Consider the following 26,922-nt stretch of genomic DNA (forward strand, 5'->3'; position numbering starts at 1 on the left):
GGGCCGGTCAGGCCAGGGCGAACGGCGCCGCGTCCTCGCGGCGGCGCACCCGGGTGGCCGCGGCGGCCCGGAGCAGGTCCGTGGTGACGCCGCCGACCTCGGCGGTGGCGGCGAGCCCGCGCTCACCGAGCATGGCCGCGATCTGCAGCTGGTGGTCGTCGACGTGCTCGGCGAACTCGGGCCGGCGGGGCACCAGGACCGGGAAGCGGCCGGCCTGCAGGGCGGCCAGTGCACTGCCGGTCCCGGCGTGGGCGACGACGACGTCGGCCTCGGCCATGGCGGCGAAGAGCTCCGCGGCGGGCACCCGCGGGCGGGCGGCGACCGGGAGCCCGGTGACGTCGGTCGAGCCGGTCTGCCAGAGCACCTCGGCGTCGGCGGGCAGCACGGCGAGCAGCCGCTCGACCAGCCGGCGGAAGCCGAAGGACTCCGAGGTGCCCAGGGAGACGACGATCTTGCGCAGCTGCACCCGGTCGTTGGAGCGCTCCAGACCGACGCCCTCGTAGCCGTCGAAGACCGAGCCGCCGTAGGACCAGTGCCGGTCGGCCCAGGACTGGTGCTGGGTGAACATCCGGATCCCGGGCACCCGCCGCAGGAGCTTGCCGGACAGCGAGGGGCCGTGCACGCGCGTCGCGCTCTCCAGGTAGTAGCAGGGGATCCCGTGCGCCCGGGCGACGGGGAGCACCGACAGCGCCAGGCTGGCGCCGGTGCTGACGACGGAGGAGATCTCCTCCTCGCGGAACGCCTCGCGCGAGGACCAGGCGTTGTGCAGCACCGCACCCCAGTCGCGGGTCGGTGCGGGGGCCATCCAGTGCACCCGCTCGTCGCGGAGCAGCGACCGGGTCTGGGCGGTCGGGACGGTCATCCAGAGGCGGTCCCGGGAGACCGGGAGGCGCGGGGCGAGGGTCACCAGCTGCATGAGGTGCCCCCCGTCGTTGGCGACCAGCAGAGCGGTCATGGTCTCGTCCTCTCGGCTGCGGCGTCGTGCTGCGCCGGCCGGGGACGTTCGACGGTGAGCGGGTCGGACGGGCGCGGGACGAGTACACCCCGAGGGGTACCCCTGCTGTCCAGCCGTCACCCAGATGTGACGAGCAGTCACACTCCGTAGACAATGATGTAGTACTCAACCGTCCAGGAACCACCCCCTGTCCCACCAGGGGCGTCATCGGACCGACACCAACGAGACACCGGACCGGAGGTCACGCTGTGTGCCTCATCTCACAGTCGGTGACAAGATCGACACAGCACGTGACGAGTGCTGTGCGGGTCAGACGGTGGCCAGACGCGTCCGGAGCGCGGCCGAGAACCGCTGCGCCGGGCCCAGCGCCGGGACGCTCGGGCGGCCCACCGGCAGGACACCGAACAGGCGGGTCCGGCTGACCACGTGGCCCCGGACACCCAGCGTGACCCGGCGACGGTCACCCCCGAGCTCGTGCCAGCTGACCACCACGGTCATCTGGGTGGCCAGCGACTCCGGGTCGACCACGGCGTAGGACACCGAACCGGCGTTGGCCAAGTTCTCCCGGACCGCTCCGTCCCACGGGCCCCCGGCCAGTGCAGCCACCCCCGCCGCACGGATGTCCCGCGGGCTCAGGGTCGTCTCCAGGGCCCACTCGAGGTCGTCCACACCCCCGGCCACCTCGGCCCCCCCGTCGCTCATCGCCACCTCGGGCCGGACGTCGGGCGAGGACCCGTGGACGATGACACACCCTGCCAACGAGCCGGACCCCGCGCGGTTCCGGTCCGGACGCGACGGACCCGACCACGGTCCGTCGTCGCCCACCGCGGTCGGCGCGTCGACGGACCGTCCTGCGGTGAGGGCGGTCCACAGGTCCTGCAGGCGGCTCATGGTCCAGCCATCGACGTCGGAGCTGCCCCGCTCCAGCCGCGGGGCGGACGCCTCACCCAGGAGGGGGAGCGGACCCCAGCGCCAACCGCAGCCGGGCGACGGCGATCGGACCCACGCCGTGCATCGCGAGCAGCTCGGCGTCGGACAGCCCGGCCACCGCCTCCAGCGTGGCCAGCCCGGCCGCCCGCAGCGCCCGGGTGGCCGGGGCGCCGATGCTGGGCAGCGGGGTGCCCGCAGGCCGCGCCGCGCGCCGCCGGGCCCGGCCCCCGGCAGCCCGCCGGGCGGCGTCGACGACGGCCTCCCCCCGGGCGGACAGCCGGTAGCCGATGTCCAGGGACTCGGTGAGCCCCAGCTCCTTGAGCTTGCGGACGTCACGCTTGAAATCCGCCGTCGGCCGACCCGCCTCGGCCGCCAGTTCGGGGGCCCGCCGCTCGGGGTGGGCGTCGACGAGCTGCAGGGCCTGCGCCGTCCACGGGCCGGTCGCCGACGCCCGGTCCAGCCGGTCGAGCCGGGCCTGCAGCTCGCCCACCTCGGCCGGCGTGGGCGGGGTGCGGCGCAGCACCGCGCGCGGGTCCTCCCCGGCGAACCGCAGGCCCACCCGGAACACCGGCCGGTCGTCGTCTGCCAACCCGTGGCGCAGCGCCTCCAGGGACGCCGCCCCGGCCCGGCGGGCGTCGTCCTCGGTCAGGTCGTCGGGGTCCACCCGGTCCAGGGAGGTGACCTCCACCAGGCCGACCCGGGTCCGCATCCGGGTCCCGACGAGCAACCGCGGCCGGTCCCAGCGGCGGAAGGCCAGGTCGAGGGTGCCGCCGACGATCGCGTCGAGCTCGGTGGGGCGGATGCGCATGCGCGGGAGGTTAGGAGGTCACGTCCTTGGTGGTGAAGTTCGCCCACGCCGCACCCAGCAGGACCACGACGTAGACCGCCTGCAGCCCGATGCCCCGGATGACGTCGCGCCACAGGACCGGGTCCCGGAAGAAGTCCACGAAGCTGAGCCAGTACCGGGTGGGCAGGTAGGGCGCGATGGCCGAGGCGGCGTCCAGGGTGAACAGCAGCGAGGAGCCGATCAGCACCGCCAGCGCGCCCAGGGTGGCCAGCTGCGGGGAGTCGGTGAGCGTGGAGAAGAACAACGCGAACGCGGCGACGCCGAGCATCGAGATCGTCACGTAGCCGATCGCCAGCAGCGTGCGGCCGGCGACCTGCTCGGGGGTGAGCACGGTGCCCGACAGCCCGGTCGAGGTGGCCAGCGGCTGGGCGTCGAACAGCGCCTTCCCCACGACGTAGCCGACCGCGGCGACGATCACGACGGTGACCAGCACGAACGCGATGACGGCGACCAGCTTGGCCACCAGCAGCCGGGTGCGACCGGCCGGGCGGGCCAGCAGGTAGCGCAGCGTGCCGCCCTGCGCCTCCCCGGCGATGGAGTCCCCGGCGACGACGGCGACCGCGATCGGCAGGAACAACGGCAGCACGATCGCCAGCGCGGCGAGCGGGAAGAGCGTGCCGTTGGTGAGCACCGCCGACAGGAACGCCGGCCCCTCCCCCGGCCGCGGGGCGAGGTCGGTGAGCACCAGCAGGACGGCGACGAGCACCGGCAGGGCGTTGAGCAGCGCGATCGTCACCCAGGTCCGGGGACGGCGGAAGAGCTTCCTCAGCTCGACGCCGATCACGCCGGCACCCCCACCCGGTCGGCGCTGGTCGAGGCCGCGGCGAGCACGACCTCCTCCAGCGAGGGGCGCTGCAGCCGCAGCCCGTGGACCGGGACACCGGCCGACACCAGCGCGGCGTTCACCTCGGCCGGGTCGGTGCCCCGGACGACCGCGCTGTCCGCGTCGGTGGACAGCACCCGGTCGCCCAGCACCGCCCGGACCCGCGCGGGGTCCGGCGTCTGGACGACGGTGGCCCCGGTGGGCGCGGTGAGGGTGGTCAGGTCGTCCTGGAGCACCACCCGCCCGCGGTCCAGCACACCGACCCGGGTGGCCAGCTGCTCGATCTCGGCCAGCAGGTGGCTGGAGAGGAAGACGGTGGTGCCGGTGGAGTTCAGGTCCAGCAGCAGGGTGCGGATCTCGTGGATGCCCTGCGGGTCCAGCCCGTTGGTGGGCTCGTCCAGGACCAGCAGGTCCGGGCGCCGCAGCAGCGCCCCGGCCAGCCCCAGCCGCTGCCGCATGCCCAGCGAGTAGGCCTTGACCGGCCGCTTGCCGACCCCGCCGAGCCCGACCTGGTCGAGCACGTCACCGACCCGCTGCCTCCGGCTGCGCCGGGACCCGCCGGGGCCTGCGGCGTCCAGCAGGGCCAGGTTCGCGCGCCCGGACAGGTGCCCGTAGGCCGCCGGGCCCTCGATCAGCGCACCCACCCGGGGCAGCACCTCCCGGGCGGCCTTCGGCATCGGCCGGCCGAGCACCTCGACCTCGCCCTCGGTGGGCAGCACCAGGCCCAGCAGCATCCGCACGGTCGTGGTCTTGCCCGAGCCGTTGGCGCCGAGGAAGCCGTAGACGTCACCGGCCCGCACGTCGAGGTCGATGCCGTCGACGGCGCGCAGCGCGCCGTAGCGCTTGCGGAGCCCCCGCGTGGCGATCACCGTCTCGGTCATCGGACTCCTGTCGTGTCGCTGAGCTGTTGCGCGGCGGTGGCCAGCGCGTCGAGGGTGACCGTGCCGGCGAGCAGGAACGCGCCGGTCTCCCGGCTGCCGATGAGCATCAGGCCCAGCGGCCCGGCCGAGATCCGGACGCCGAGGTCGTCGACGACGGCGCCGGGGGTGGCCTGCAGCTGGGACCGCAGGCTGCGGGCGGCCTGCCCGGGCAACGGGGTGACGGCCAGCACGGTGATCCCGGTGCCGTAGACCCCGGTCGCCCCGGGGACGCCCTCGGCCTCGCGACGGGTCAGTCCGGCCAGCCCGTCGGGCAGGTCCACGTCGGCCAGCCGGCGGCCCAGGTCGAGGTCGGTGAGGTCCTGGTCCTGCCCGAGGGAGGCGTCCGTCGGCGGGGTGAACGACGTCGTCGCGGCGGTGGGCTCGGTGGTGTCCAGGTCCAGGAACCGGGTGTCCAGCGCCGGGATCGTCGTGTCCGCGCTGCGGACGACCACCTGCAGCGGCAGGCCGGTGTCCGCGTCCAGCCACACGTCGACGGCGCTCACCGAGGCGGCCCCGTCGGCCGGGGTGTACCGCAGGCCGACGGCGTCCCGGCCGGCGACCCGGGCGGGGGCGGTGCGGGTGACCTCGGCGTCGGTCGCCTCGGAGAGCAGCCGCCGGCCCAGCGCGCTGGGCAGCAGGTCCGGTGCGGTGGGCAGCGCGAGCGGGGGTTCGTCGCCGCGGGTGGCCCGCTGGTCGGCGTAGTCCCAGGTCCAGGTGCCGTCGGTGTCGCGGTGCGTGCCGGTCTCCCCGGTCGCGGTGACGACGTCGACCCGCCAGTCCTCCGCCCCGCGGTACCAGGCGCGCATGGTCGTCTGGTCGCTGAGCAGGTCCGCGACCGGGGTGAGCGCGTCGTCCAACGGCAGCGTGAGCCCACCGGTGGAGATCGCGTAGCCGGAGAAGGCCACGTCGTCACTGGCCAGGGCACGGGCCCGCAGGTCGGCCGCGGAGACGTCCGTGTCGTCGGCCGGCAGGGCGGCCACGGCGACCGGCAGGGCCACCAGGACGGCGAGGCCGAGCGCGACGACGACCCAGCGCCAACCGAACCGTCGTCCCCCGCTGGCCACGACCCACCGTACGACCGGCCACGGGGGTGCTGCACGGTTCAAGCAGATCGCACAGCGTCCTCACACGTCGCCGGGCGGACGTCGCCGGGCAGGCGTCGCCGGGCGAGGTCCACGGGCCGCCGCTACCGTCCCGGCCATGGCGCCCCCGATCTCCGACGCCGTCGTCGTCGACGTCCTCCGCCGGGTCGACCGGCTCAGCACCCCAGTGGTCGCCAAGCTGGGCCGCCCACCCACGCTGGCCGCCGACGCGCGGGCCGCCTGGTGGGCCGACCGGGCCAGCCGGGTCGCCGCCGCGGTCTCGGCCGCACCCCGGTTCGCCGGCAAGCTGGCCGACCTGCTGCCGCTGCAGAACACCGTGGGCTCGGCCGTGCAGGCCGTCGTCGTCCTCGGGGTGGCCGGTGAGCACGGCGTCACCGACCCGGCCCGCCGGGTGGGCCTGCTGTCGGAGGTGCTGCTGGACCGGCCCCTGTCGCCCGAGGCCGTCCAGCCGCTGCTGGACCGGCAGAAGGGCGCGTACGCCGAGGAGGCGCTGGGCCGCAAGGGCGAACGCGGCGGCGTGAAGGGCACGGCGCGCACCGTCTGGCGGATGGCCCGGCTGCTGTCCCGGGTCGACGACGCCCTCGACGCCCGCCCCCAGGGCAAGCTGCGGCACCGCTTCCTGTCCGCCTTCCCCGTCGTCGGGGTCGTCGGCGGGTACGCCAGCGAGCGGGAGGCCCTGCGGCGAGCCGCCGCGGAGGCCGACGCCGTGCTGTCCGGCCGGGCCCCCGCCCGCCGCTGACTCAGGCGGTGGGCGCGAGCTCGGCCAGGGACTCGTAGACCTCACGCGTCGCCGTCGACCGGTTCATGGTGATGAAGTGGATCCCGGGCACGCCCTCGGCGAGCAGGGTCCGGCACATCTCGGTGGCCACCTCGACACCGAGCGCCCGCTGCGCGCGCTTGGCCTCCGGCGTCTCGCCGTCCACGGCGGCGAAGCGCTCGGCCAGGTCGGCCGGGAACGCCTGCCCGGACAGCTGCACGATCCGGGCGATCTGCTTGGTGCTGGTCACCGGCATGACCCCGGCCAGCACCGGCACGTCGCAGCCGCGGGCGGCGACCCGGTCGCGCAGCCGCAGGTAGTCCTCCACCCGGAAGAACATCTGGGTGATCGCGAAGTCCGCCCCGGCCCGGCACTTGGCCACGAACATGTCCGCGTCGGTCTCGGCGTCCGGCGAGCGGGGGTGGCTCTCGGGGAAGGCGGCGACGCCCACCGAGAAGTCACCGACGTCCTTGATCAGCTCGACCAGCTCCGCGGCGTACCGCAGACCCTGCGGGTGGGCGACCCAGTCGGCCTGCGGGTCCAGCCCCGGCGGGTCCCCGCGCAGCGCCATGATGTTGCGGACGCCGGCCGCGGCCAGCCGGCTGATCACGTTGCGCAGCTCGCCGATCGTGTGGTCCACGGCGGTCAGGTGCGCCAGCGGCAGCATCGTGGTGTCGGTCGCGATCCGCTCGGTCACCCCGATGGTCCCGTCCCGGTTGGAACCCCCGGCGCCGTAGGTCACCGACACGAACGAGGGCCGCAGCCGCTCCAGTTCGCGCAGCGCCGTCCACAGCTGCCCCTCGGCCGCCTCGTTCTTGGGCGGGAAGAACTCGAAGGACCAGGTGGGTCGGCCCTCGGCCAGCAGGTCGCGCACGGTGCCCGTCACGGCTGAGGAGCGTACGGGCGGAACACGTCCGGGGCGGGGACGTCACAGCCGTGAGGTGCGCGACGAGCCCGTCACCTGCATCGACGTCGCAGCGGCCGGGTGGGAGCACATGCCCGCCGGGGGTCGCCCAGCGGCCACGACGGGTGAGCGCGGCCGGGGCTGGGCATACTCGTCGGGTGACTGCAGGGACCCGAGCACGCCGCACGGACACCAGCGCAAACGACGCTGACGGGAGTCCGGCGCTGCTCAGCGCCGACCTGGACCGGCTGCGCACCGCCGTCAGTGACGCCCTCGACGTCTTCCTCACCGAGAAGCGCGCGGTGCTGGCTGGCATGGACGCGAGCCTGGTGCCCGTGATCGAGGAGGTCGCCGCGGTCGCCGAGGGCGGCAAGCGGCTGCGCCCCGCGTTCGCCTACTGGGGCTGGCGGGCGGTGAGCTCCGCGCACGCCGAGGACGACGCCGCGGTGCTGCGCGCGGTCGCCGCCCTGGAGTTCGTGCACGGCTCGGCCCTGGTGCACGACGACGTCATGGACGCCGCCACCACCCGTCGCGGCCGCCCGGCCACCCACATCGGCTTCGCCGACCGGCACCGCTCCGGGGGGCTGACCGGCAGCGCCGAGCTGTTCGGCACCGGGGCCGCGATCCTCGTCGGTGACCTGGCGCTGGTCTGGTCCGACGAGCTGCTGCGCCGCTCGGGCATCTCCGCCGACGCCCTCGCCCGCGCCCGCCCCGTCTGGGACGCCATGCGCACCGAGGTCACCGCCGGGCAGTACCTCGACCTGCTCCGCGCCGCCGGCGGCCTGCCCGGCCCCGAGGGCGCGCTGAAGGTGGCCCGCTACAAGTCCGCCGGCTACACCGTGCAGCGCCCGCTGCACCTGGGCGCCGCCATCGCCGACGCCGGCCCCGAGGTCGTCGAGGCCTACACCGACGTCGCCCTCCCCCTCGGCGAGGCCTTCCAGCTCCGCGACGACGTCCTGGGCGTGTTCGGTGACCCCGACGTCACCGGGAAGTCCGCCGACGAGGACCTCCGCGAGGGCAAGCAGACCCTGCTCGTCGCCCTCACCGAGACCGGGACCGACGACGCCGGCCGCGAGCTCCTGCGCCGGGTCCTGGGCGACCAGGGCGCCGGGGCGGACGAGCTCGACGCCGTCCGGGACCTGATGCGGGCCACCGGTGCGCTGGACGCCGTGGAGGACCGGATCACCCGGCAGACCGCCGCCGCCCGCCAGGCGATCAGCGAGGCCCCGGTGCTCGACGAGGCCCGGGCCGCCCTGGACGCCCTCGCCGTCGCCGCGACGAGCCGCACCACGTGAGGACCGTCCCGGGTCGCACCGACCGCGTCGTCGTCGTCGGGGCCGGCCTGGCCGGGCTCTCGGCCGCGCTGCGGCTGCGCGGTGCCGGCCGCGAGGTCACCGTCGTCGAGCGCGGCCCCCGGCCCGGCGGGCGCGCCGGCCGGGTCGAGCGGCAGGGCTACGCCCTGGACACCGGCCCGTCCGTGCTCACCGCACCGGGCCTGATCCGCGACGCGCTGGCCTGCGTCGGCGACGTGCTGGAGGACCGCCTCGAGCTGCTGCCGCTGGAGACCACCTACCGGGCGCAGTACGCCGACGGCTCCACCCTGGACGTGCACGCCGACCCCGAGGCGTTCGCCGCCGAGGCCGAGCGGGTCTGCGGGCCGGGCTCCGGCGCGGAGGTCGCCGCCTACCTGCAGCACATCCGGGACCTGGACCGGCTGCAGTGGGACGTCTTCATCGACCGCAACCTGGACTCCCCGCTGGACCTGGTCGGGCGTCCGGTGCTCGAGCTGGCCCGCAAGGGCGGCTTCGGCCGGCTCGCCCCGCACGTGGACCGCCGGCTCACCGACGAGCGGCTGCGCCGGCTCTTCAGCTTCCAGGCCCTCTACGCCGGGGTCTCCCCGTTCACCGCGATCGCCGCCTACGCGGTCATCGCCGAACTGGACATCGGCAAGGGCGTGTGGCACCCGGTGGGCGGCATCCACGCCGTCCCCGCGGCGCTGGCCGCGGCCGCGGCCGACGCCGGCGTCGTCTTCCGGTACGACACGGCCGTGGCCTCGCTGGACCTGCGTGGCGGCCGGGCCGTGGGCGTCCGGTTGGCCGACGGCGAGCTGCTGCCCGCCGACGCCGTCGTCGTCACCGTCGACCAGCCCGACACCCTCGTCCCCCGCCGCCGGCGCAGGGTCGCGCCGGTCTACTCCCCCAGCTGCGTGGCGATCCACGTCGGCGTGCGGCAGGAGTTCACCGACCGGGCCCACCACACGATCAGCTTCGGCCAGTCCTGGCGGGAGGTCTTCACCGAGCTGACGAAGACCGGCCGGCCGATGAGCGACCCCAGCCTGCTGATCTCCATGCCCAGCAAGACCGACCGTTCACTGGCCCCCGAGGGCGGGCAGGTCATCAGCATCGTGGCGCCCACCCCGAACCAGGACCGGCACTCCGGCGGCAACCCCGACATCGACTGGGCCGCCCTGGGCCCGCGGTACCGCGACGAGGTGCTGCAGACCATGGAGGCCCGCGGCTGGACCGGGCTCACCGGCTCCATCGAGGTGCAGGAGATGCTCACCCCGCAGGACTGGGCCGACCAGGGCATGGCAGCGGGCACCCCGTTCGCCCTGGCCCACACCTTCGCCCAGACCGGCCCGTTCCGGCCCTCCACCTACCCCCGCGGTGGCCCGGAGAACGTGGTGCTGGCCGGCTCCTCGGTGCAGCCCGGTGTCGGCGTGCCGATGGTGCTGGTCAGCGGCCGGCTGGCCGCCGAGCGGATCACCGGGCGGGTCCCGGCGTGACGTCGCTGGAGACGGAGCAGGCCCAGCTGGACCAGGCGTACCGGGTCTGCCGGGGCATCGCCGCCGAGCACGGCAAGTCCTACTTCCTGGCCACCCGGCTGCTCACCCCCGACCGGCGTCCCGCGATCCACGCGCTCTACGCCGCGGCCCGGGTGGCCGACGACATCGTCGACGTCGGCGCCGACCTGCCCGGGCGCGACCCCGAGGGTGAGCTGCTGGCCTGGTCGAAGGCGGCGCTGGAGGAGGTCGAGGCCGGCTGGTCCGACGACCCGGTGCGGCTCGCACTGGTGCACACCGTGCGCCGCTACGACATCCCGCTCGAGCACTTCATCGACTTCCTGGCCGCGATGACCAGCGACCTCGACGTCACCGGCTACGCCGACCTGGCCGCGCTGGACCGTTACATGTGGGGCTCGGCGTCGGTCATCGGCCTGCAGGTCCTGCCCGTGCTCGGGACGGCGCGCGGCGTGACCCGCGAGGAGGCCGCACCGCACGCGATCGCGCTGGGCGAGGCGTTCCAGCTGACGAACTTCCTGCGCGACGTCGGCGAGGACGTCGACCGCGGCCGGGTGTACCTGCCGCAGGACCTGATGGCCGCCCACGGGGTCACCCGCGAGCAGCTGGAGGCCAAGCGGTTCGACGACCGGTTCCGCCAGCTGATGCGCGAGATGGTCGACGTCGTCCGGCGCCGCTACGACGACGCCGCCCCCGGCACCCCGATGCTCGCCCCGGAGTCACGGGACTGCGTGCGGGCGGCCACCGACCTGTACGGCGGCATCCTCGGGGCGATCGAGCGCGCCGACTTCCGCGTGCTGGACCAGCGGGTGACGGTGTCCAAGCCGCGGCGGCTGGCCGTCTTCGCCCGCCGGCTCACCGCCGCCCAGGTCGCCCGGGCCCGCGTCCGGCGCTGAGCCGGGTGGGGCCCAGCCCCCGGGAGCCCAGCCCCCCGGGACCCGGCCCCCGGGAACGCAGGACCCGGGAGTCAGGACGCGGGACTCAGAACGCGAGGGCCTGCGCCCGCCGGGTGACCTCGGTGTGCCGGTCGTCGCGCAGCGCCTGCACGGGGGTGCCGGGCAGCGAGTCGTCCTCGCGGAACAGCCAGTCGAAGAGCTCCTCCTCGGTGTACCCACCGTCCTGGAGCAGGGTCACCAGGCCGGGCAGGTGTCGCAGGACCTCCCCGTCCAGGATGAAGTCCTGCGGGATCTTGCCGCGCCCGCTGCCGGGGACCGCCAGCAGCTTGCCGTCGTTGATGAGCTGTCGTACCCGGTTGGCCGACACGCCGATCAGCTGCGCGACCTCCTGGGGGGTGTACGTCTCCACGGGGGTGAGCTTAGGTCGGTGCCATGAGCCGCCTGACCCAGCGTCGCCGGGAGGCCGGCGAGGAGCCCCTCCCCGACGACGTCGACCGCGAGCCGCCGTTCCTGGACCTGGTCCGCCTGGAGGCCCAGGCGCGCGCGGTCCTGGAGCCCTCGGTCTACGACTACTACGCCGGCGGGGCCGAGACCGAGACCACGCTGCGGGAGGCCCCGGAGGCCTGGCGGTCCTGGCGGCTGCGCCCCCGGGTGCTGCGCGGCGTCGACGTCGACCTGTCCACCACGCTGCTGGGCAGCCCGGTGGCCACCCCGGTCGGCGTCGCGCCGTGGGCCTACCAGGGCATGGCGCACCCCGAGGGCGAGCTGGCCACCGCCCGGGGCGCCGGCGCCACCGGGTCGCTGATGTGCGTGTCCACCAGCGCCAACCACACCGTGGAGGAGGTCGCCGCGGTCGAGCCGGAGAGCCCGAAGTGGTACCAGCTGTACCGGCTGCACTCCCCCGCGCACACCGCCGAGCTCGCCCGCCGGGCCGGGGAGGCCGGCTACCGGGCGCTCGTCCTGACCGTGGACCTGCCGCTGCTGGGCCGCCGCCGCCGGGACCTGGTGCAGGACTTCGCGCTGCCGGCGGACCTCCGGATGGCCAACCACCCCACCGCCGAGGACCGGCCGGAGCTCTCCGCCAATGCCAGCGCCACCTGGACCTTCGACGACATCGGCCGCTACGCCGAGCTGTCCGGGCTCCCGGTGGTCGTCAAGGGCGTCCTGCGCGGGGACGACGCCGCCCGGTGCGTGCAGGCCGGCGCCTCGGCCGTGTGGGTGTCCACCCACGGGGGCCGGCAGGTCGACCCGGCCGTGGCCAGCGCGCACGCCCTGCCCGAGGTGGTCACCGCCGTGCGCGGTGAGACCGCGCCCGACGGCTCCGACGTCGAGGTCTACGCCGACGGCGGCGTCCGGACCGGCTCCGACGTCCTCACCGCCCTCGCCCTGGGCGCCCGCGCGGTCTTCCTGGGCCGCCCGACCACCTGGGGCCTGGCCACCGGCGGGGCCGCCGGGGTGACCCGCGTGCTGGCCGGGCTCAGCGAGGAGCTGGCGCACACGATGGCGCTGTGCGGCCTCGGCGCCCTCTCCGAGGTGACCCCCGACACGGTGGTGCGCAGCGGGTGAGGCGGGTGGGGGCGGAGCTGGAGACGGGACGTGGCCGTGACCTGCGCCCCCGCGTCGTTCGACCGATCACCCGGCGGGCGCTCGTAGACTCCCCGGCGTGGACACCGCCGTGACCGACCCCGTGGTCGGGCTCGTCCTGGAGGGGCGCTACCGCCTCGAGGAACGGGTCGCGCGCGGCGGCATGTCCACCGTCTACGCCGCCACCGACCTCCGGCTGCACCGGGTGGTGGCCGTCAAGGTCATGGTGGAGCACCTGGCCCGCGACCCCGCGTTCGTCGACCGGTTCACCCGGGAGGCCCGCGCCGCGGCGATGCTCAGCCACCCCAACGTGGTCAGCGTCAGCGACCAGGGCACCGACCAGGGCCTGGTCTTCCTCGTCATGGAGCTGGTCCGCGGCCGCACCCTGCGCGACCTGCTGCAGGCCCGCGGCCGGCTCACCGTCGGCGAGGCCTTCGCCGTGCTGGAGCCGGTGCTCGCCGGGCTGACCGCCGCCCACCGGGCCGGCATCGTGCACCGCGACGTCAAGCCCGAGAACGTGCTGATCTCCACCGACGGCCAGGTGAAGGTCGCCGACTTCGGGCTGGCCCGCGCCGTCGCCGGCACCGGGCACACCAGCCACACCGGCGGCGTGCTCATCGGCACCGTCGCCTACCTGTCCCCCGAGCAGCTGGAGCGCGGCCGCTCGGACGCCCGCAGCGACGTCTACGCCGCCGGCGTGGTGCTCTACGAGCTGCTCACCGGCCACCCGCCCTACGCCGGGGACACCCCGCTGGCGGTGGCCTACCAGCACGTGCACCACGACGTGCCCGCCCCGTCGCTGGAGACCCCGAGCGTGCCGTGGCAGGTCGACGAGCTCGTCGCCCGCACCACTCGCCGCGACCCCGGCGCCCGGCCGCTGGACGCCGGCGCCTTCCTGGCCGAGATCGACGCCCTGCGCCGCGACCTGGGCCTGGGCCGCACCCCCGTCCCCACCGGCCGGACGACGGTCAACCCGGCCACCCTGCGCCCGACCAACCGGCCCACCCAGCCCCGACCGGGCAGCGGCGACCCGCGCACCGAGGTGCTGGAGGCCCAGCGGGGCGGCGGGCGCACCGCGATGGTGCCGCTGCCGCCCACCGGGGCCGTCGGTGGACGCCGTCCCCCGGTGCACCAGACGGCGCCCCGCCCGCCGGCTGCCCGCCCCGGCGTCCCCCAGCACATCCGCCGTCGGCGGGCCCGGTTCGCGATCACCATCGTGCTGCTGCTCGCCGTGACCATCGGGGCGATCGGCTGGTGGCTGGGCTCGGGGCGCTGGACCGACGTCCCCGAGGTGGTCGGGCAGGGCCAGCAGCAGGCGATCGGCTTCCTGCAGGAGGCCGACCTGGACCCGGTGCTGGCCGACGAGCAGTTCAGCGAGGACGTCCCGGCCGGGGTCGTGATCTCCGCCGACCCCGGCGGTGGGCAGTCCGCCGTGCGCGGCAGCGACGTGCAGCTGGTGGTCTCCAAGGGACCCGAGCGCTTCGCCGTCGACGCCGGTCTCCTCGGCCAGCCCGCCGACCAGGTGCAGGCCGCGATCGAGGGCCTGGGCGGGGACCTCGTCGTCGCCACGGCCGACACCCGCAGCGACTCGGTGGCCGCCGGCGGCGTGGTCGCGATCGAGCCGGCGCCCGGCGCCGAGCTCCGTCGCGGGGACACCGTCACGCTCACCGTCGCGGTGGGCCCGGCCACCGCCGACGTGCCCGACCTGGTGGGCATGGACCCCGACGACGCCCGGGCCGCCCTGGAGGACCTGGACTTCGAGGTGGAGACGTCCACCGGGCGCAGCAACGAGGTGTCCGCCGGCCAGGTGATGGCGGTGAGTCCCGGCGGCAACCAGCCCTACGGCGCCACGGTGACCCTGCAGGTGTCCGAGGGCCCGGTGCAGGTCACCGTGCCCAACGTCGTCGGGCAGAGCAAGGACGCCGCCACGGCCGCCCTCCAGGCCGCCGGGCTGACCGTCGACGTCACCCAGTTCTTCGGCGACACCGTGCTGCGCCAGACGCCGGGGGCCGGCAGCGTGGTGGACCCGGGGACGTCGGTGACCATCCTGGTGACGTTCGGGTGAGCGTCCCCCGCCCGTCGTGACCCCGCTCCTCCCCGGCGTGTCCCCCATCGGGGCGCACGTGTCGGTCGCGGGCGGCCTGGCCACCGGTGGCCTGGCCTACACCGATGCCGTCGGCGCGCAGGCCGTGCAGGTCTTCGTGGGCAACCCGCGGGGCTGGAAGCGCTCGGCCGGAGACCCCCGGCAGGACGCCGCGTTCACCGCCGGCTGCCTGGAGCGCGGGGTGCCGACGTTCATCCACACCCCGTTCCTGGTCAACGTCGGGTCGCCCTCTGCGGCCACGGTGGACGCCTCGGTCGCCACCGTCGCCGCCGACCTGGCCCGCGGGGTACAGCTGGGCTGCGCCGGGGTGGTCGTGCACGCGGGCTCCTCGGTCGGTGAGGACCGCTACGAGCAGGCCCTGCGCCAGCTGCACGAGCGACTGCTCCCGGTGCTCGCCGCACTCCCCGAGGGCGCACCCCGGCTGCTGGTGGAGCCGACGGCCGGTGGTGGGCGGGCGCTGGCGGCGACCGTGGAGGACCTGGGCCCCTACTTCGACGCCCTCGAGCACCACCCGCTGCTCGGCGTCTGCCTGGACACCTGCCACGCCTGGGCCGCCGGGCACGACCTCGTCACGCCGGGCGGGGCACACGCGACCCTCGACGCCCTCGAGGCCACCGTCGGACCGGGCCGACTCGGGCTCGTGCACGCCAACGACAGCCTCGACGGCCGCGGCTCGCTGCGCGACCGGCACGCCACCATCGGCGAGGGGTCGATCGGCCTGGAGCCCTTCGCCGAGCTGCTGGCCCACCCCTCGGTGGCCGGCGTCCCCGTCGTGGTGGAGACGCCGATGGCCACCGACACCGGGCCCTGGGACGGCCACGCCCGGGACATCGCCGTGCTGCAGGCCCTGCGCGACCGGGTGCCCGCCCCGCGCGCCTGACCGAGGTCAGCGCCGCAGCAGCTCGCCGACCACCGACGCGGCCCGCTCCACCGCGGCGTCGTCGACGTCCAGGTGGGTCAGCATCCGGATCCTGGTGGGGCTGACCTGGCTGACCAGCACGCCCTCGGCCTCGGCAGCCGCGGCCACCATCGGCGCCGGGACGCCGTCCAGCACGACCATGTTGGTGTGCACGGTCGCCGGGTCCACGCCCAGCCGGTCGGCCAGCGCGCGGGCCCGGGCGTGGTCGTCGGCGAGCCGGTCCAGGTGGTGGTCCAGGGCGTACAGCCCGGCCGCGGCCAGCACCCCGGCCTGCCGCATCCCGCCGCCCAGGCGCTTGCGCCACAGCCGGCCCTCGCCGATCCGCTCGGCGGAGGAGACGAGCACCGACCCGACCGGCGCGCCCAGGCCCTTGGACAGGCAGACCGACGCCGTGTCGGCCAGCCGGCCGTAGGTCTCCAGCGACACCCCGGAGGCGACGTGCGCGTTCCAGATGCGGGCGCCGTCCAGGTGCACGGCGACGTCGGCGTCCCGGGACCAGGTGAAGAGCGCCTCCAGCTCGGCCAGCGGCTGGACGCGGCCGCCACCCCGGTTGTGCGTGTTCTCCACTGCCACCGCGGCGGTCGCGGTCAGGTGCCAGTCGCCCTTCGGGCGGACCTGGGCGATGAGCTGGTGAGCGTCCAGCAGTCCACCGGGGCCGACGACGGTGCGGGTGGACAGCCCGAAGACGGCGGCCGCGGCGCCCATCTCGTAGGTGACGACGTGCGCGTCGGCGTCCCCGAGGACCTCCTGGCCGGGCTGGCAGACCAGCCGCATGCCGATCTGGTTGCCCATCGTCCCGGAGGGCACGAAGAGCGCCGCCTCGTGCCCGAAGAGCGCGGCGACGCGCTCCTCGAGGGCGTTGACGAGCGGGTCCTCGCCGTAGACGTCGTCACCGACCTCGGCGTCGGCCATCGCCGCGCGCATCCCCGGGGTGGGCCGGGTGACGGTGTCGGAGCGCAGGTCGACCAGGGGCGTCGTCATGCCCCAGTTCTACCGGCCCGCCCACCGGGTCCGGCATGCGGACCCGGTGGGCAGGGCGTGCGGTCAGCCGCGCAGCATCTCCGCGACGAGGAAGGCCAGCTCCAGCGACTGACCGGTGTTCAGCCGGGGGTCGCAGGCCGTCTCGTAGCGGCTGTTGAGGTCCTCGTCGCTGATCTCCTGGGCCCCGCCCAGGCACTCGGTGACGTCCTCGCCGGTGAGCTCCACGTGGATGCCGCCGGGCCAGGTCCCCAGGCCCCGGTGCACCTCGAAGAAGCCCAGCACCTCGTCGACGACCCGGTCGAAGTGCCGGGTCTTGTAGCCCGACGTCGACTCGTGGGTGTTGCCGTGCATCGGGTCGCACTGCCACACCACCTGATGGCCGCTGGCGGTGACCTTCTCCACGATCGCCGGCAGGACGTCGCGGATCTTCCCGTTGCCCATCCGGCTGATCAGCGTGAGCTTGCCGGGCAGGCCCTCGGGGTCCAGCCGCTCGACCAGCTCGGTAGCCTGCTCGGGCGTCGTCGTCGGGCCGATCTTGACCCCGACCGGGTTGGCCAGCTTCGAGGCGAACTCGATGTGCGCGCCGTCCATCTGGCGGGTGCGCTCACCCACCCAGACGAAGTGGGCGCTCAGCGCGTACGGCCGGCCCTCGTGCATGCGCAGCAGCGCGCGCTCGTAGTCCAGGATCAGCGCCTCGTGGCTGTTGAACAGCTCCACGCTGCGCAGCGCGGAGTCGTCGATGCCGCAGGCCCGCATGAAGGCCAGCGCCCGGTCGATCTCCCGGGCGATGACCTCGTAGCGCACCCCGGCGGGCGAGTTGGCGACGAAGTCCTGGTTCCAGTTGTGCACCGCGTTGAGGTCGGCGAGCCCACCCCGGGCGTAGGCCCGGATCATGTTCATCGCCGCGGCGGAGTTGGCGTAGGCGCGCACCAACCGGTTGGGGTCGGGGATGCGCTCGGCGAGCACCGGCTCGAGGGCGTTGACCATGTCGCCGCGGTAGGAGGGCAGGCCCAGGGCGTCGGTGTCGGAGCTGCGCGGCTTGGCGTACTGCCCGGCCACCCGGCCCACCTTGACCACCGGCACGCTCGCGCCGTAGGTCAGCACGACGGCCATCTGCAGCAGCGTCCGCGTGGTGGCCTGCAGGTGCGGCTCGGTGTTCAGGTCGAAGGTCTCCGCGCAGTCCCCGCCCTGCAGCAGGAACGCATTGCCCTGCGCGACGTCGGCCAGCTGCGAGCGCAACGCGTCCACCTCGGTGGGCGCCACGATCGGCGGCACGGTGGACAGCGTGGCGAGCACGGCGTCCAGCGCGGCGCGGTCGGGCCAGGTCGGCTGCTGGGCGATGGGCAGCTCACGCCACCGGTCGAGGCCGGGCACCAGCTCTGCGGGTTCGGTCAGACTCACACGTGCAGGGTACGGCGGCCCCCGGACGGGAAGTCCCAGGTGGTCGGCCTGGTTGCCGCCTGAGGAGCCACCCTGGCCCGGCCCCGCGCCAGGTCCAGCCCACCCCCCGAGCAGAGGACGAGCCATGACCCGCCTGATCGCCGTGACCGGTGCCACCGGAGCACTGGGGGGCCGCGTCGCCCGGTTGCTGGCCGACGCCCCCGCCGACCACGACGTCGCGCTGCGGCTCGTCGTCCGGGACGCAGGCCGGGCGCCCGGCCTGCCCGGCGCCGAGGTCGTCGCGAACCCCGGTGGCTACAGCGACGAGGCCGGCCTGACGACGGCGCTGGAAGGCGTGCACACCCTCTTCCTGGTGAGCGCCGCCGAGGCCGAGGACCGCACCGAGCAGCACCTGGCCGCCGTCCGGGCCGCCGTCGCCGCCGGGGTGCAGCGGGTGGTCTACACCTCGTTCCTGGGCTCCGAGCCCGGCGCGACCTTCACCCTCACCGCGACCCACGCGGCCACCGAGGCGGCCCTGGGTGACAGCGGCCTGCGGACGACGGTGCTGCGCAACTCGATGTACGCCGACTTCGTGCCCTTCTTCGCCACCCTCGCCCAGGACGGCACCGCGCAGATCGCCGCCCCGGCCGGGGACGGCGCCGCCTCCTTCGTCTCCCGGGACGACGCCGCCGAGGTCGCCGCCGCGGTGCTGTTGGAGGACCACCCCAGCACCGACGGCCGGGTGCTGGACGTGACCGGCCCGGAGGCGCTGACCCTGGGGCAGGCCGCCGAGGTGCTCACCGGGCTGACCGGCCGGCGCGTGACGTACGTGGACCAGACGGTCGAGCAGGCCTGGGAGACCCGCCGTCCCTCCGGCGCCCCGGACTGGGAGGTCGAGGGCTGGGTGACCAGCTACACCGCGATCGCGGCCGGGGAGATGGCCGTGGTCAGCGATGTCGTCGAGGCGTTCACGGGGCACCCGGCCCTCACCGTCGCCGAGCACCTCCGCCGACACCCGGAGGACTGGGCGCCCCTGGCCTGAGGATCAGCGCAGCGACTGCACCAGCTGCCACACCGCGAGCCCGTGCCGGGCATCGACCAGGGCGTCGTGGGCGTCGGGCGACTTCGCCGGCAGGGGCGGGGACCCGGCGTCCTCCCAGCGCTGCTTGAGCTCGTGGGTGAACCGCGGGACCGAGCGCGGCAGTGCGGGCATCGCGCCCCACAGCTGGCACAGCGCCACGTGGTCGTAGGCGGCGATCCAGGCCCACAGCTGGACCTCCTCGCCGGGGGCGGTGAGGAAGTCCAGCAGCGACTCCCGGATCTGCCGCCGCGTACGCCACGCCCTGTCCGCCGGCGGCGGCAGCTTGTCCAGCACGTTCTTGCGCACCCACGGGATGGCGCGGCCCGGGTCGAACTCGGTGGAGACGGCGTAGAACTCCCGCCCGGTCTCGTCGACGACGCCGATCGACACCAGGTCGATCGTCGTGCCGTCCTCGATGAACTCGGTGTCGTAGAAGTAGCGCCGCACGACCGCGACGGTAGGCGGTGGACGGGAATCCGCGTGCGCACGGGCCCTGGACGAGGCAACCTCTCCCGGTGCCCGCCGACCAGACCCTCGCCCGCGCCCGCGCAGAACTCGCCGCCGGCGACCCGGCCCGAGCCCGGCAGCGGTTGCGCGGGCTGGTCTCGAGCTACCCGCACCGCCTCGACGTCCGCGCCGAACTCGCGGCTGCCCACCGGGCCGAGGGGGACGCCGCCCAGGCCGGCCGCTGGTCCTTCCTCTGCCAGGACCGGGACGACGCCGAGGTCGCCGCGTTCCTCCGTACCACCACCGGACCCGTGCGCCGGATGCGGGCGATGCGGTGGGCGGGTCCGGAGGACGCGGCAGGCCCGTGGGCGCACGACCGACTGGTCGAGCTCCGGACGGCAGCCGAGACCGCGACAGGCGGGCCGGTGACCTGGCGGGCGGACCGGTCACCCGGGCCCTCACGCCTGGCGTCGGCGCTCGGGACCGTCGGCTGCCTCGTCAGCACCATCGCTCTCATCGCGTTGGTGGTCATCGGACTCGTGACGGTCGTCCGGTGGCTCTGGTGACCTGACCAGGGCAGGTCCATCCACACCGGGGCCGGGCTGATCAGGCCCTGCGCGCCCGGCCCCGCTCGACGGAGTTCGCGCCGAACTCCTCGCCGCCCAGGGCGGCGATCTCCTGCTCCAGCTGGGGGACGGCGGTCCTCGCCTGGGCGAGCACGACCCTCTCCCCCACGGCGCCGATGACGGCCTGCCGCCAGGCGGAGAAGAAGCCGACGGAGCGGGGCACGAAGACCCGGCGGCCGCGGGTCTCCAGGTTGCGCAGCAGCGCGTCGGCACAGTCCGAGACCGAGGTGTAGCTGCCCAGCGGGCCGGGGAGCCGGTCCAGGGTGGCCTTGAAGGTGGGCAGTGCGGCCTTGGTGTCGCGCACCATGTCGGTGTCGATCCAGACCGGGTGCGCGCTGGCCACGCTGACCCCGCGGTGGGCGACCTCCAGGCGCAGCACGTCGCCGAAGCGCTCCAGCCCGGCCTTGGCGGCGCAGTAGGCGGACAGCCCCGGCAGCACGGAGAACGCCGCGGCGGAGGAGATCAGCAGCACGTGCCCGCGCCGCTTCGTGATCTCGGGCAGCGCGGCGTGCGCGGTGAGCATCGCGCCGGTCAGGTTCACCTCGATGGTGCGCGCCAGGGCTCGCGCGGACGCCGTCGCCACGGTGTTCATCGGTGCGATGCCGGCGTTGGCGACGACGACGTCGACGCCACCGAAGACGTCCACGGTGCGCTGCACGGCGGCGGCCATGGCGTCGGCGTCGGTGACGTCGGCCTCGACCCACAGGTGCTCGGGGCCCAGCTCCGTGGCGACGGCGGCCAGCAGCTCGGGCTCCAGGCCGACGAGCGACAGCCGGGCACCGCGTGCGGCGGCCTTGCGGGCGAGCTCGGCACCGATGCCCCGGGCGGCGCCGGTGATCAGCACGACCTGGCCGGCCAGGGGTGGGGCGCTGCGCTTGCTGCGGGGCATGGAGGACTCCTCGTCGACGGTGACGCGCTCGCTGTTGAGCACTGCTCAACGACTGTTGTAGCGTGTTGAGCGTTGCTCAGCAAGCCCGTGGGCGACCCAGCCGTCAGCAGAGGAGCCGACCGGTGACCAGCACGCTCGAGAGCCAGCCGCAGCAGCGGGAGGAGACCCGCGAGGTGCGGGTGGCCGTGATCGGGTCCGGCTTCGCCGGCCTGGGCATGGCCATCCGGATGCGCGAGATGGGCATCGAGGACTTCGTGGTGCTCGAGCGCGGGCCCGACGTCGGTGGCACGTGGCGCGACAACACGTACCCGGGGGCGGCCTGCGACGTGCAGTCCAACCTCTACTCGTTCTCCTTCGCGCCCAACCCGGACTGGCCGCGCACCTACTCCGAGCAGCCGGAGATCCTCGCCTACCTCCAGGGCGTCGCAGCCCGCTACGACGTCCTGCGCCACCACGTCTTCGGCGCCGACGTCACCGGCGCGCAGTGGGACGCCGAGGCCCGCCGCTGGCGGGTCCAGACCTCCACCGGCGAGGTCTCCGCCCGGGTGCTGGTGTCCGCGGCCGGTGCGCTCGCCGACCCCTCCTACCCCGACATCCCGGGCATCGAGGACTTCGCCGGCACCGTCATGCACTCCGCCCGCTGGGACGCCGCGCACGACCTCAGCGGTGAGCGGGTCGCCGTCATCGGCACCGGCGCCTCGGCCATCCAGGTGGTGCCGGCCATCCAGCCCGTCGCCGGGTCCGTCACGGTCTACCAGCGCACCCCGCCGTGGGTCATCCCCCGCGGCGACCGGCCCACCACCCCCCTGGAGCGCCGGCTGTACCGCCGGGTGCCCGGCCTGCAGAAGGCCGTCCGCGGCGTGCTCTACGCCTCCCGGGAGTTCCTCGCCGTCGGCATCACCAAGAACCCGCGCTTCCTGGCCCCGGTGCAGAAGCTGGCCCGCACCCACCTGGAGCGCCAGGTCCGCGACCCGCAGGTGCGCGCCACCCTGACCCCGGACTACACGATCGGCTGCAAGCGGATCCTGATCAGCAACGACTGGTACCCGGCGGTCACCGCGCCCAACGCCGAGGTCGTCAACGCCGGCATCGCCGAGGTCCGACCGCACTCCGTGGTCACCCGCGACGGCGTCGAGCGGCCGACCGACACCCTGGTGCTGGCCACCGGCTTCCACGTCACCGACCTGCCGATCGCGCACCGGATCACCGGCAAGGACGGCCGGACGCTGGCCGACGTCTGGACCGACGGGATGGCCACCAACCGCGGCAGCACCGTCGCCGGCTTCCCCAACCTGTTCCTGCTGGTCGGCCCCAACGTCGGGGTCGGGCACACCTCGATGGTCTACATGATCGAGTCCCAGGTCGCCTACGTCGCGAACGCCCTGCAGGCCATGGACGACGAGGGCCTGGTGACCCTGGAGACCACCCAGGCCGCCCAGGACGCCTACCGCGCGCTGATCGCCGAGCGCTCGGCCGGCACGGTGTGGCTCGACGGCGGCTGCGGCTCCTGGTACCTCGACGAGCACGGCCACAACACCACCCTCTGGCCGGACTTCACCTTCCGGTTCCGCAGGCTCACCAGGACCCTGGACCGCGACAACTACGTGGGGACGACGGCATGACCACCTCGGCACAGCGCACGGTCCTGCGGACCACCCACGCCGTCCCCACCGCGGACGGCGCCCAGCTGCACGCCACCGTCCGCGGCTCGGACGACGCCCCGGTCACGGTCGTGCTGGCCCACGGCTGGACGTTGTCCCAGGGCGCCTGGGACGACGTCGCCGACGCCCTGGCCGACGATGTCGCGGCCGGTGCGGTCCGGCTGGTCCGCTACGACCAGCGCGGGCACGGACGCTCCACCTGGGGCCCGGTCGACGAGGTCTCCATCGACCTGCTCGGCGAGGACCTGGCGCGGGTGCTGGGCACGCTGGTGCCGACCGGCCCGGTCGTGCTGGGCGGGCACTCGATGGGCGGCATGACGATCATGGCCCTGGCCGCGGCCCACCCCGAGCTGATCGGCGACCGGGTCCGCGGCGTCGCCCTGGTCGACACCTCTGCCGGGGAGCTGAGCAAGCCCCCGCGCACCGCCGCCGAGCGGCTGCAGCAGCGGCTGCTGCCCACCGTCGGTGCCTGGGCGGTGCGGCACGCCCGCCGGGTGGAGGGCTGGCGCCGGCTGGTCCCGCCGTCCTCACCCCGGCACCTGGCCGTCGTCCGGGGGCTGCTCTACGGCTCGGCCGCCACCGACGAGATGGTCCGCCGCGGCGCGGACATCATGTCGGCGTCGTCGGTGCGGTCCTTCGTGGCCTTCTACCCGGCGCTGGGCGCGCACGACAAGGCCGAGGCGCTGGCCGAGCTGGGCACCGTCCCGGTGGAGGTGCTGGTCGGCGACACCGACCAGCTGACCCCCGTGCGGCACTCGGAGAAGCTGGCCGGGGCGATCCCCACGGCCACGCTGCAGGTCGTCCCCGGCTGCGGGCACATGCTGCCCCAGGAGCGACCCGACCTGGTCACCGAGGCGATCCGGCGCCTGGTCGCCGGCGCGCTGTGACCGCCGCCCGGCGGTCGGCCGCCGACCGCCGGGCGCAGCTGGTCGAGATCGGCCTGGAGCTGCTGCCCACCACCCCGGTGCAGGAGCTGACCATCGACGAGGTGGCCCGGCGGGCCGGCATCAGCCGCAGCCTGCTGTTCCACTACTTCGCGACCAAGAAGGACTACTACACCGCGGTGACGACGGCGGCCGCCGAGCTGCTGCTGGACCACGTGCTCGGCGAGGGCGCCCCGGCACCCGGGGCGCACGCCGGGATGCTCGACCGGTTCGTGCAGTGGGTGGAGACCTACCGGGAGTCCTACGTCGCGTTCGTGCGCGGCGCCGGCGGCGGGGACCCCTGGGTGGCCGACGTCTACACCGGCGCCCGGGAGCGGCTGGTCGACGGCACCCTGCGCACCGTCGGCCTGCCCGAAGACGCCCGGCACCGTCAGCTGGTCCGGGCCTGGTTCGCCTTCACCGAGGACCTCGTCGTCGGCTGGACCGCCGACCCCTCGACGATGACCCGCGAGGAACTGCTCGCCCTGGCCAGCGACGTCCTGGACCGGTTAACCCGCCAGTGAGCTGGGCAGCCGGTCGGCGCTCTCGTGCGGCGGGGGCTGCAGCCTGCCCACGACCTCCACGGCGGTCGCCCCGGTGGAGTCCATCGACTTCTTCACCTTCGCGCCGTACAGGTCGACGTACTCCTGACCCGACAGCGTCATGATCTCGTACATGATCTCGTCGGTGATCGACCGCTCGACGAACCGGTCGCCGCTCATCCCCTCGTAGCGGGAGAAGTCCAACGGCTCACCGATCCGCACGGTGACCCGCTCGAAGGTCCGCCCGAGGAACCGGAACGACGACGTCGGCACCATCGCCACCGGCACCACCGGGCAACCGGTCTCCAGGGTCATCCGGGCGACCCCGGTCTTGCCGCGGAACAGCCGGCCGTCGGGCGACCGCGTGCCCTCGGGGTAGATGCCCAGCAGCTTGCCCTCGCCCAGGATCCGGATGCCCGTGGACAGCGCGGCCTCGGCGGCGTCGGCGCTGGTCCGGTCGATGGGCACCTGGCCGCTGCCGGCGAAGAACACCCGCTGCAGGAAGCCCTTGACCCCGGGGGCGGTGAAGTACTCGGCCTTGGCCAGGAACGTCACCCGGCGCCGCAGCACCAGCGGCATGAAGACCCAGTCGGAGGCGGAGAGGTGGTTGCTCGCCAGCACCGCCGCCCCGCGCCGCGGCACGTTCGCCGCGCCCGAGACCCGCGGACGGAACACCAGACGCACGATCGGCCCGACGGCCACGAACTTGAGGAACCAGTAGAACAACACGCCTCCCTCAGGGACTGTCAGACTAGGTAGCACGAGGCCCACCCCACAATCGGGGGGACGCCGACCCGCGGGGGGCGCGGTCGGCCGGGACGGGCACAGGACAGGGGTGGACGGCGTGAGCGGACGACGGGGCCGGCGCGACAACGGCCTGGACGCCTCGCTGTGGCACCCGCTGCGCGACGTGGACCCGCGGGTCGGTGAGCACCTGCTCGACGTGCTGCGCGAGGAGGGCATCGCCGCCTACCTGGCCCCCTCCACCGACGTCGGCCCCTACACGCGCACCCAGTTCCTGCCCTCCCCGCCCACCGACCGGCTCTTCGTCGACCGGGCCCGCCGGGCCGAGGCCCGCACCGTCGTCGACACCCACGGCGACGACCACCTGCCCACCGAGCCCGAGCCGGCACGCCGCCGTCCCGAGGAGGACAGCGCGGCCACCGACGCCGAGTTCGCCCGCATCGTGGCCGGCTGGGAGGCCGAGTCCGGCCCCGTCCCGCCGGTGACCGACCAGCCCCGCGAGGACCCGCCTCCCCCGCCCGCGGAGCCCGACGTGCTGGACCGGCCCGACGAGCACTTCGAGCCGCCCACCCCACCCCCGCTGCCGGTGCTGGCCCCGGTGTCGCTCTACGCGCTGCTGCTCATCGCCGCCGGCGCGCTGTGCATCATCGCCCCGGGCGCGGTGCGGCTGAGCTCGGACCTGGGCATCGTGCTGGGCGTGCTGGGCGTCGTCGGCGGGGTCGCGCTGCTGGTCTCCCGGATGCGCGACCGCACCGACGACGACGGGGACGGCGCCGTCGTCTGAAGGAGGACCCCCGTGCCCCCACCGCGCGCTCCGCACGCGGCGGGTCCCTGCACGGGGGCCGTGTCGTGCGTCACCATGGGCCGGTGAGCTCCCAGACGACGACGGTCTCCCTGTCCGGCCACCTCATGGACACCGGCATCCTGGCCCGGGTGCTGGACGACGTCCTGGAGTACGGCGGGGACTACCGGATCCAGAGCCTGGACCTGGGCCGTCAGCACGCCGACGAGTCCCGGGCACTGGTCGAGGTCTCCGCGGACACCGCCGAGCTGCTGGAGCGGATCCTCATGCGGGTGCAGGTGCACGGCGCGAACGCCGTCGACCCGGGCACCGCGACGACCGAGCCCGCGCCCCGCGACGGCGTCTTCCCGCCGGCGTTCTACTCGACCACCAACCTGGAGACCCTGGTCCGGCTGGACGCCACCTGGATCCGGGTCCGCCGTCCGGAGATGGACTGCGGTCTGGTCGTGTCCACCGAGGACGGCCGGACCGTCGTGGACACCGTGCCGGTGAGCGACGTGCGGGCCGGGGACGCCGTGGTCTGCGGCGCGGCCGGGGTCCGGGTGGAGCTGCCGCAGCAGGCCGCCCGGGGCACCGAGGAGGACTTCGGGTTCATGTCCTCCACCGCGTCCTCGGAGAAGCCGCAGGCGGTCCTCGTCCGGCAGATCGCGGCCACGATGCGCGAGGTCAAGGCCGCCGGGCAGAAGGTGCTCTGGGTCGGCGGCCCGGCGGTCGTGCACACCGGTGCCGCCCCGGCGATGGTCCGGCTGGTCGAGGCCGGCTTCGTCGACGTGCTGTTCGCCGGCAACGCGCTGGCCACCCACGACATCGAGTCCTCGCTCTACGGGACGTCGCTGGGCGTCGACCTGGCCAAGGGGTCCGGCGTCCCGCACGGCCACGAGCACCACATCCGGGCGATCAACACCATCCGCGCCGAGGGCTCCATCGCCGCGGCCGTGGCGTCCGGGGTGCTCACCGGCGGCGTCATGCACGCGATGGTGACGGCCGGCAAGCCCTTCGTGCTCGTCGGCTCGGTCCGCGACGACGGCCCGCTGCCCGACGTCGTCACCGACGTCATCGACGGTCAGCGGGCGATGCGCGCCCAGCTGCCCGGGGTGGGCTTCACGATCATGGTGGCCACGATGCTGCACTCGATCGCCACCGGGAACCTGCTGCCGGCCTCGATCCCGCTGGTCTGCGTGGACATCAACCCGGCCACGGTCACCAAGCTCGCGGACCGCGGCTCCGCGCAGGCGATGGGCATCGTCACCGACATCGGCCTGTTCCTGGAACAGCTGGCCCGCGAGCTCTGCTGAGTCCAGCCA

At 74.9% G+C, this 26,922-nt stretch carries 27 protein-coding genes; 14 read left to right on the forward strand and 13 right to left on the reverse strand.

Annotated elements, in window-relative coordinates; genetic code table 11:
* Window positions 1–7: 7 nt before the first annotated feature.
* From AC0IVP_RS04010 to AC0IVP_RS04035, 6 genes are all read right to left on the reverse strand, one after another.
* Window positions 8–955 (reverse strand): glycosyltransferase, encoded by a 948-nt coding sequence (locus AC0IVP_RS04010; protein WP_471754746.1) that lies wholly within the window; start codon window positions 953–955, stop codon window positions 8–10.
* Between the two features lie 309 nt (window positions 956–1,264).
* Window positions 1,265–1,657 carry a hypothetical protein gene (locus AC0IVP_RS04015; RefSeq protein WP_471754748.1) on the reverse strand — a complete coding sequence of 131 codons (393 nt, stop codon included), beginning with the start codon at window positions 1,655–1,657 and terminating at the stop codon, window positions 1,265–1,267.
* Between the two features lie 241 nt (window positions 1,658–1,898).
* Window positions 1,899–2,693 carry a hypothetical protein gene (locus AC0IVP_RS04020; RefSeq protein WP_471754750.1) on the reverse strand — a complete coding sequence of 265 codons (795 nt, stop codon included), beginning with the start codon at window positions 2,691–2,693 and terminating at the stop codon, window positions 1,899–1,901.
* A 10-nt stretch (window positions 2,694–2,703) separates the two neighbouring features.
* Window positions 2,704–3,516, reverse strand: coding sequence for an ABC transporter permease (locus AC0IVP_RS04025; protein ID WP_471754752.1), 813 nt, complete (start codon window positions 3,514–3,516; stop codon window positions 2,704–2,706).
* Window positions 3,513–4,436 (reverse strand): ABC transporter ATP-binding protein, encoded by a 924-nt coding sequence (locus tag AC0IVP_RS04030; protein ID WP_157519549.1) that lies wholly within the window; start codon window positions 4,434–4,436, stop codon window positions 3,513–3,515. The genes AC0IVP_RS04025 and AC0IVP_RS04030 overlap by 4 nt, the downstream gene beginning before the upstream one ends.
* Window positions 4,433–5,539, reverse strand: a complete 1,107-nt coding sequence (locus AC0IVP_RS04035; RefSeq protein WP_471754754.1) for a LolA-like protein — start codon at window positions 5,537–5,539, stop codon at window positions 4,433–4,435. The genes AC0IVP_RS04030 and AC0IVP_RS04035 overlap by 4 nt, the downstream gene beginning before the upstream one ends.
* Window positions 5,540–5,675: 136 nt before the next feature.
* On the opposite strand from AC0IVP_RS04035, the gene AC0IVP_RS04040 reads away from it, so the two are divergent.
* Complete coding sequence (locus tag AC0IVP_RS04040) at window positions 5,676–6,317, forward strand: hypothetical protein (RefSeq protein WP_471754756.1); 642 nt, start codon at window positions 5,676–5,678, stop codon at window positions 6,315–6,317.
* A gap of 1 nt (window position 6,318) precedes the next feature.
* Here the strand turns inward: AC0IVP_RS04040 and metF are convergent, their stop codons facing one another.
* The gene (gene metF / locus AC0IVP_RS04045) at window positions 6,319–7,221 is read right to left on the reverse strand and encodes a methylenetetrahydrofolate reductase [NAD(P)H] (RefSeq protein WP_056298073.1); all 903 of its coding nucleotides are present in this window, start codon (window positions 7,219–7,221) and stop codon (window positions 6,319–6,321) included.
* Window positions 7,222–7,397: 176 nt separating this feature from the next.
* Here metF and AC0IVP_RS04050 point away from each other — a divergent pair, with 176 nt between their 5' ends.
* The 3 genes from AC0IVP_RS04050 to AC0IVP_RS04060 are packed head-to-tail and all read left to right on the forward strand — an operon-like array spanning window position 7,398 to window position 10,935.
* A complete protein-coding gene (locus tag AC0IVP_RS04050; protein ID WP_235564892.1) occupies window positions 7,398–8,534 on the forward strand; it encodes a polyprenyl synthetase family protein in 1,137 nt (378 codons plus the stop codon).
* Entirely contained in the window at window positions 8,531–10,024 is a 1,494-nt protein-coding gene (gene crtI, locus AC0IVP_RS04055; RefSeq protein WP_471754758.1) for a phytoene desaturase family protein, read from the forward strand. Before AC0IVP_RS04050 ends, crtI begins: the two co-directional genes overlap by 4 nt.
* Window positions 10,021–10,935 (forward strand): phytoene/squalene synthase family protein, encoded by a 915-nt coding sequence (locus AC0IVP_RS04060; RefSeq protein ID WP_056298068.1) that lies wholly within the window; start codon window positions 10,021–10,023, stop codon window positions 10,933–10,935. The genes crtI and AC0IVP_RS04060 overlap by 4 nt, the downstream gene beginning before the upstream one ends.
* A gap of 85 nt (window positions 10,936–11,020) precedes the next feature.
* Here the strand turns inward: AC0IVP_RS04060 and AC0IVP_RS04065 are convergent, their stop codons facing one another.
* The gene (locus AC0IVP_RS04065) at window positions 11,021–11,344 is read right to left on the reverse strand and encodes an Rv2175c family DNA-binding protein (protein ID WP_056298065.1); all 324 of its coding nucleotides are present in this window, start codon (window positions 11,342–11,344) and stop codon (window positions 11,021–11,023) included.
* 23 nt (window positions 11,345–11,367) lie between these two features.
* Between AC0IVP_RS04065 and AC0IVP_RS04070 the strand changes: the two genes are divergently transcribed.
* From AC0IVP_RS04070 to AC0IVP_RS04080, 3 genes are all read left to right on the forward strand, one after another.
* Window positions 11,368–12,501: an alpha-hydroxy acid oxidase gene (locus AC0IVP_RS04070; RefSeq protein ID WP_471754760.1), complete on the forward strand. Its 1,134-nt coding sequence runs from the start codon at window positions 11,368–11,370 to the stop codon at window positions 12,499–12,501.
* Window positions 12,502–12,598: 97 nt separating this feature from the next.
* A complete protein-coding gene (gene pknB, locus AC0IVP_RS04075; protein WP_471754762.1) occupies window positions 12,599–14,584 on the forward strand; it encodes a Stk1 family PASTA domain-containing Ser/Thr kinase in 1,986 nt (661 codons plus the stop codon).
* Between the two features lie 16 nt (window positions 14,585–14,600).
* Window positions 14,601–15,503: a deoxyribonuclease IV gene (locus tag AC0IVP_RS04080; RefSeq protein WP_235564888.1), complete on the forward strand. Its 903-nt coding sequence runs from the start codon at window positions 14,601–14,603 to the stop codon at window positions 15,501–15,503.
* A 6-nt stretch (window positions 15,504–15,509) separates the two neighbouring features.
* Here AC0IVP_RS04080 and AC0IVP_RS04085 read toward each other — a convergent pair whose 3' ends face one another.
* Window positions 15,510–16,523 carry a threonine aldolase family protein gene (locus tag AC0IVP_RS04085; RefSeq protein WP_471754764.1) on the reverse strand — a complete coding sequence of 338 codons (1,014 nt, stop codon included), beginning with the start codon at window positions 16,521–16,523 and terminating at the stop codon, window positions 15,510–15,512.
* A gap of 63 nt (window positions 16,524–16,586) precedes the next feature.
* Window positions 16,587–17,924, reverse strand: coding sequence for a class II 3-deoxy-7-phosphoheptulonate synthase (locus tag AC0IVP_RS04090; protein ID WP_471754766.1), 1,338 nt, complete (start codon window positions 17,922–17,924; stop codon window positions 16,587–16,589).
* A 124-nt stretch (window positions 17,925–18,048) separates the two neighbouring features.
* Here AC0IVP_RS04090 and AC0IVP_RS04095 point away from each other — a divergent pair, with 124 nt between their 5' ends.
* On the forward strand, window positions 18,049–18,945 hold the full coding sequence (locus AC0IVP_RS04095; RefSeq protein WP_056298053.1) for an NmrA family NAD(P)-binding protein: 897 nt from the start codon (window positions 18,049–18,051) through the stop codon (window positions 18,943–18,945).
* 3 nt (window positions 18,946–18,948) lie between these two features.
* Here AC0IVP_RS04095 and AC0IVP_RS04100 read toward each other — a convergent pair whose 3' ends face one another.
* Window positions 18,949–19,431 carry a polyadenylate-specific 3'-exoribonuclease AS gene (locus AC0IVP_RS04100; protein WP_471754768.1) on the reverse strand — a complete coding sequence of 161 codons (483 nt, stop codon included), beginning with the start codon at window positions 19,429–19,431 and terminating at the stop codon, window positions 18,949–18,951.
* A 68-nt stretch (window positions 19,432–19,499) separates the two neighbouring features.
* Here AC0IVP_RS04100 and AC0IVP_RS04105 point away from each other — a divergent pair, with 68 nt between their 5' ends.
* Complete coding sequence (locus AC0IVP_RS04105) at window positions 19,500–19,997, forward strand: DUF6584 family protein (protein WP_471754770.1); 498 nt, start codon at window positions 19,500–19,502, stop codon at window positions 19,995–19,997.
* Window positions 19,998–20,037: 40 nt separating this feature from the next.
* Here the strand turns inward: AC0IVP_RS04105 and AC0IVP_RS04110 are convergent, their stop codons facing one another.
* Window positions 20,038–20,946 carry a short-chain dehydrogenase/reductase gene (locus tag AC0IVP_RS04110; protein ID WP_056298330.1) on the reverse strand — a complete coding sequence of 303 codons (909 nt, stop codon included), beginning with the start codon at window positions 20,944–20,946 and terminating at the stop codon, window positions 20,038–20,040.
* Between the two features lie 122 nt (window positions 20,947–21,068).
* Between AC0IVP_RS04110 and AC0IVP_RS04115 the strand changes: the two genes are divergently transcribed.
* The 3 genes from AC0IVP_RS04115 to AC0IVP_RS04125 are packed head-to-tail and all read left to right on the forward strand — an operon-like array spanning window position 21,069 to window position 24,054.
* Window positions 21,069–22,568 carry a flavin-containing monooxygenase gene (locus AC0IVP_RS04115; RefSeq protein WP_471754772.1) on the forward strand — a complete coding sequence of 500 codons (1,500 nt, stop codon included), beginning with the start codon at window positions 21,069–21,071 and terminating at the stop codon, window positions 22,566–22,568.
* Window positions 22,565–23,494 (forward strand): alpha/beta fold hydrolase, encoded by a 930-nt coding sequence (locus AC0IVP_RS04120; protein ID WP_471754774.1) that lies wholly within the window; start codon window positions 22,565–22,567, stop codon window positions 23,492–23,494. The genes AC0IVP_RS04115 and AC0IVP_RS04120 overlap by 4 nt, the downstream gene beginning before the upstream one ends.
* A complete protein-coding gene (locus AC0IVP_RS04125) occupies window positions 23,491–24,054 on the forward strand; it encodes a TetR/AcrR family transcriptional regulator (RefSeq protein ID WP_471754776.1) in 564 nt (187 codons plus the stop codon). The genes AC0IVP_RS04120 and AC0IVP_RS04125 overlap by 4 nt, the downstream gene beginning before the upstream one ends.
* Here the strand turns inward: AC0IVP_RS04125 and AC0IVP_RS04130 are convergent.
* On the reverse strand, window positions 24,040–24,801 hold the full coding sequence (locus tag AC0IVP_RS04130) for a lysophospholipid acyltransferase family protein (protein WP_235564884.1): 762 nt from the start codon (window positions 24,799–24,801) through the stop codon (window positions 24,040–24,042). The two genes, AC0IVP_RS04125 and AC0IVP_RS04130, sit on opposite strands and share 15 nt — an antisense overlap.
* A 115-nt stretch (window positions 24,802–24,916) precedes the next feature.
* Here AC0IVP_RS04130 and AC0IVP_RS04135 point away from each other — a divergent pair, with 115 nt between their 5' ends.
* Complete coding sequence (locus AC0IVP_RS04135) at window positions 24,917–25,600, forward strand: hypothetical protein (protein ID WP_471754778.1); 684 nt, start codon at window positions 24,917–24,919, stop codon at window positions 25,598–25,600.
* A gap of 83 nt (window positions 25,601–25,683) precedes the next feature.
* Window positions 25,684–26,913 carry an ornithine cyclodeaminase, nickel-pincer nucleotide-dependent gene (locus AC0IVP_RS04140; RefSeq protein WP_471754780.1) on the forward strand — a complete coding sequence of 410 codons (1,230 nt, stop codon included), beginning with the start codon at window positions 25,684–25,686 and terminating at the stop codon, window positions 26,911–26,913.
* Window positions 26,914–26,922: the final 9 nt, after the last annotated feature.

The organism is Klenkia sp. AC732 (genome assembly GCF_979256525.1).

Excerpts from the sequence above, each read along its gene's own strand:
- AC0IVP_RS04020 (WP_471754750.1), bottom strand. The coding sequence starts at position 2,693 with ATGCGCATCCGCCCCACCGAGCTCGACGCGATCGTCGGCGGCACCCTC.
- AC0IVP_RS04085 (WP_471754764.1), bottom strand. The coding sequence starts at position 16,523 with ATGACGACGCCCCTGGTCGACCTGCGCTCCGACACCGTCACCCGGCCC.
- AC0IVP_RS04095 (WP_056298053.1), top strand. The coding sequence starts at position 18,049 with ATGACCCGCCTGATCGCCGTGACCGGTGCCACCGGAGCACTGGGGGGC.
- AC0IVP_RS04070 (WP_471754760.1), top strand. The coding sequence starts at position 11,368 with ATGAGCCGCCTGACCCAGCGTCGCCGGGAGGCCGGCGAGGAGCCCCTC.
- AC0IVP_RS04010 (WP_471754746.1), bottom strand. The coding sequence starts at position 955 with ATGACCGCTCTGCTGGTCGCCAACGACGGGGGGCACCTCATGCAGCTG.
- AC0IVP_RS04015 (WP_471754748.1), bottom strand. The coding sequence starts at position 1,657 with ATGAGCGACGGGGGGGCCGAGGTGGCCGGGGGTGTGGACGACCTCGAG.
- AC0IVP_RS04110 (WP_056298330.1), bottom strand. The coding sequence starts at position 20,946 with ATGCCCCGCAGCAAGCGCAGCGCCCCACCCCTGGCCGGCCAGGTCGTG.
- AC0IVP_RS04030 (WP_157519549.1), bottom strand. The coding sequence starts at position 4,436 with ATGACCGAGACGGTGATCGCCACGCGGGGGCTCCGCAAGCGCTACGGC.
- AC0IVP_RS04120 (WP_471754774.1), top strand. The coding sequence starts at position 22,565 with ATGACCACCTCGGCACAGCGCACGGTCCTGCGGACCACCCACGCCGTC.
- AC0IVP_RS04040 (WP_471754756.1), top strand. The coding sequence starts at position 5,676 with ATGGCGCCCCCGATCTCCGACGCCGTCGTCGTCGACGTCCTCCGCCGG.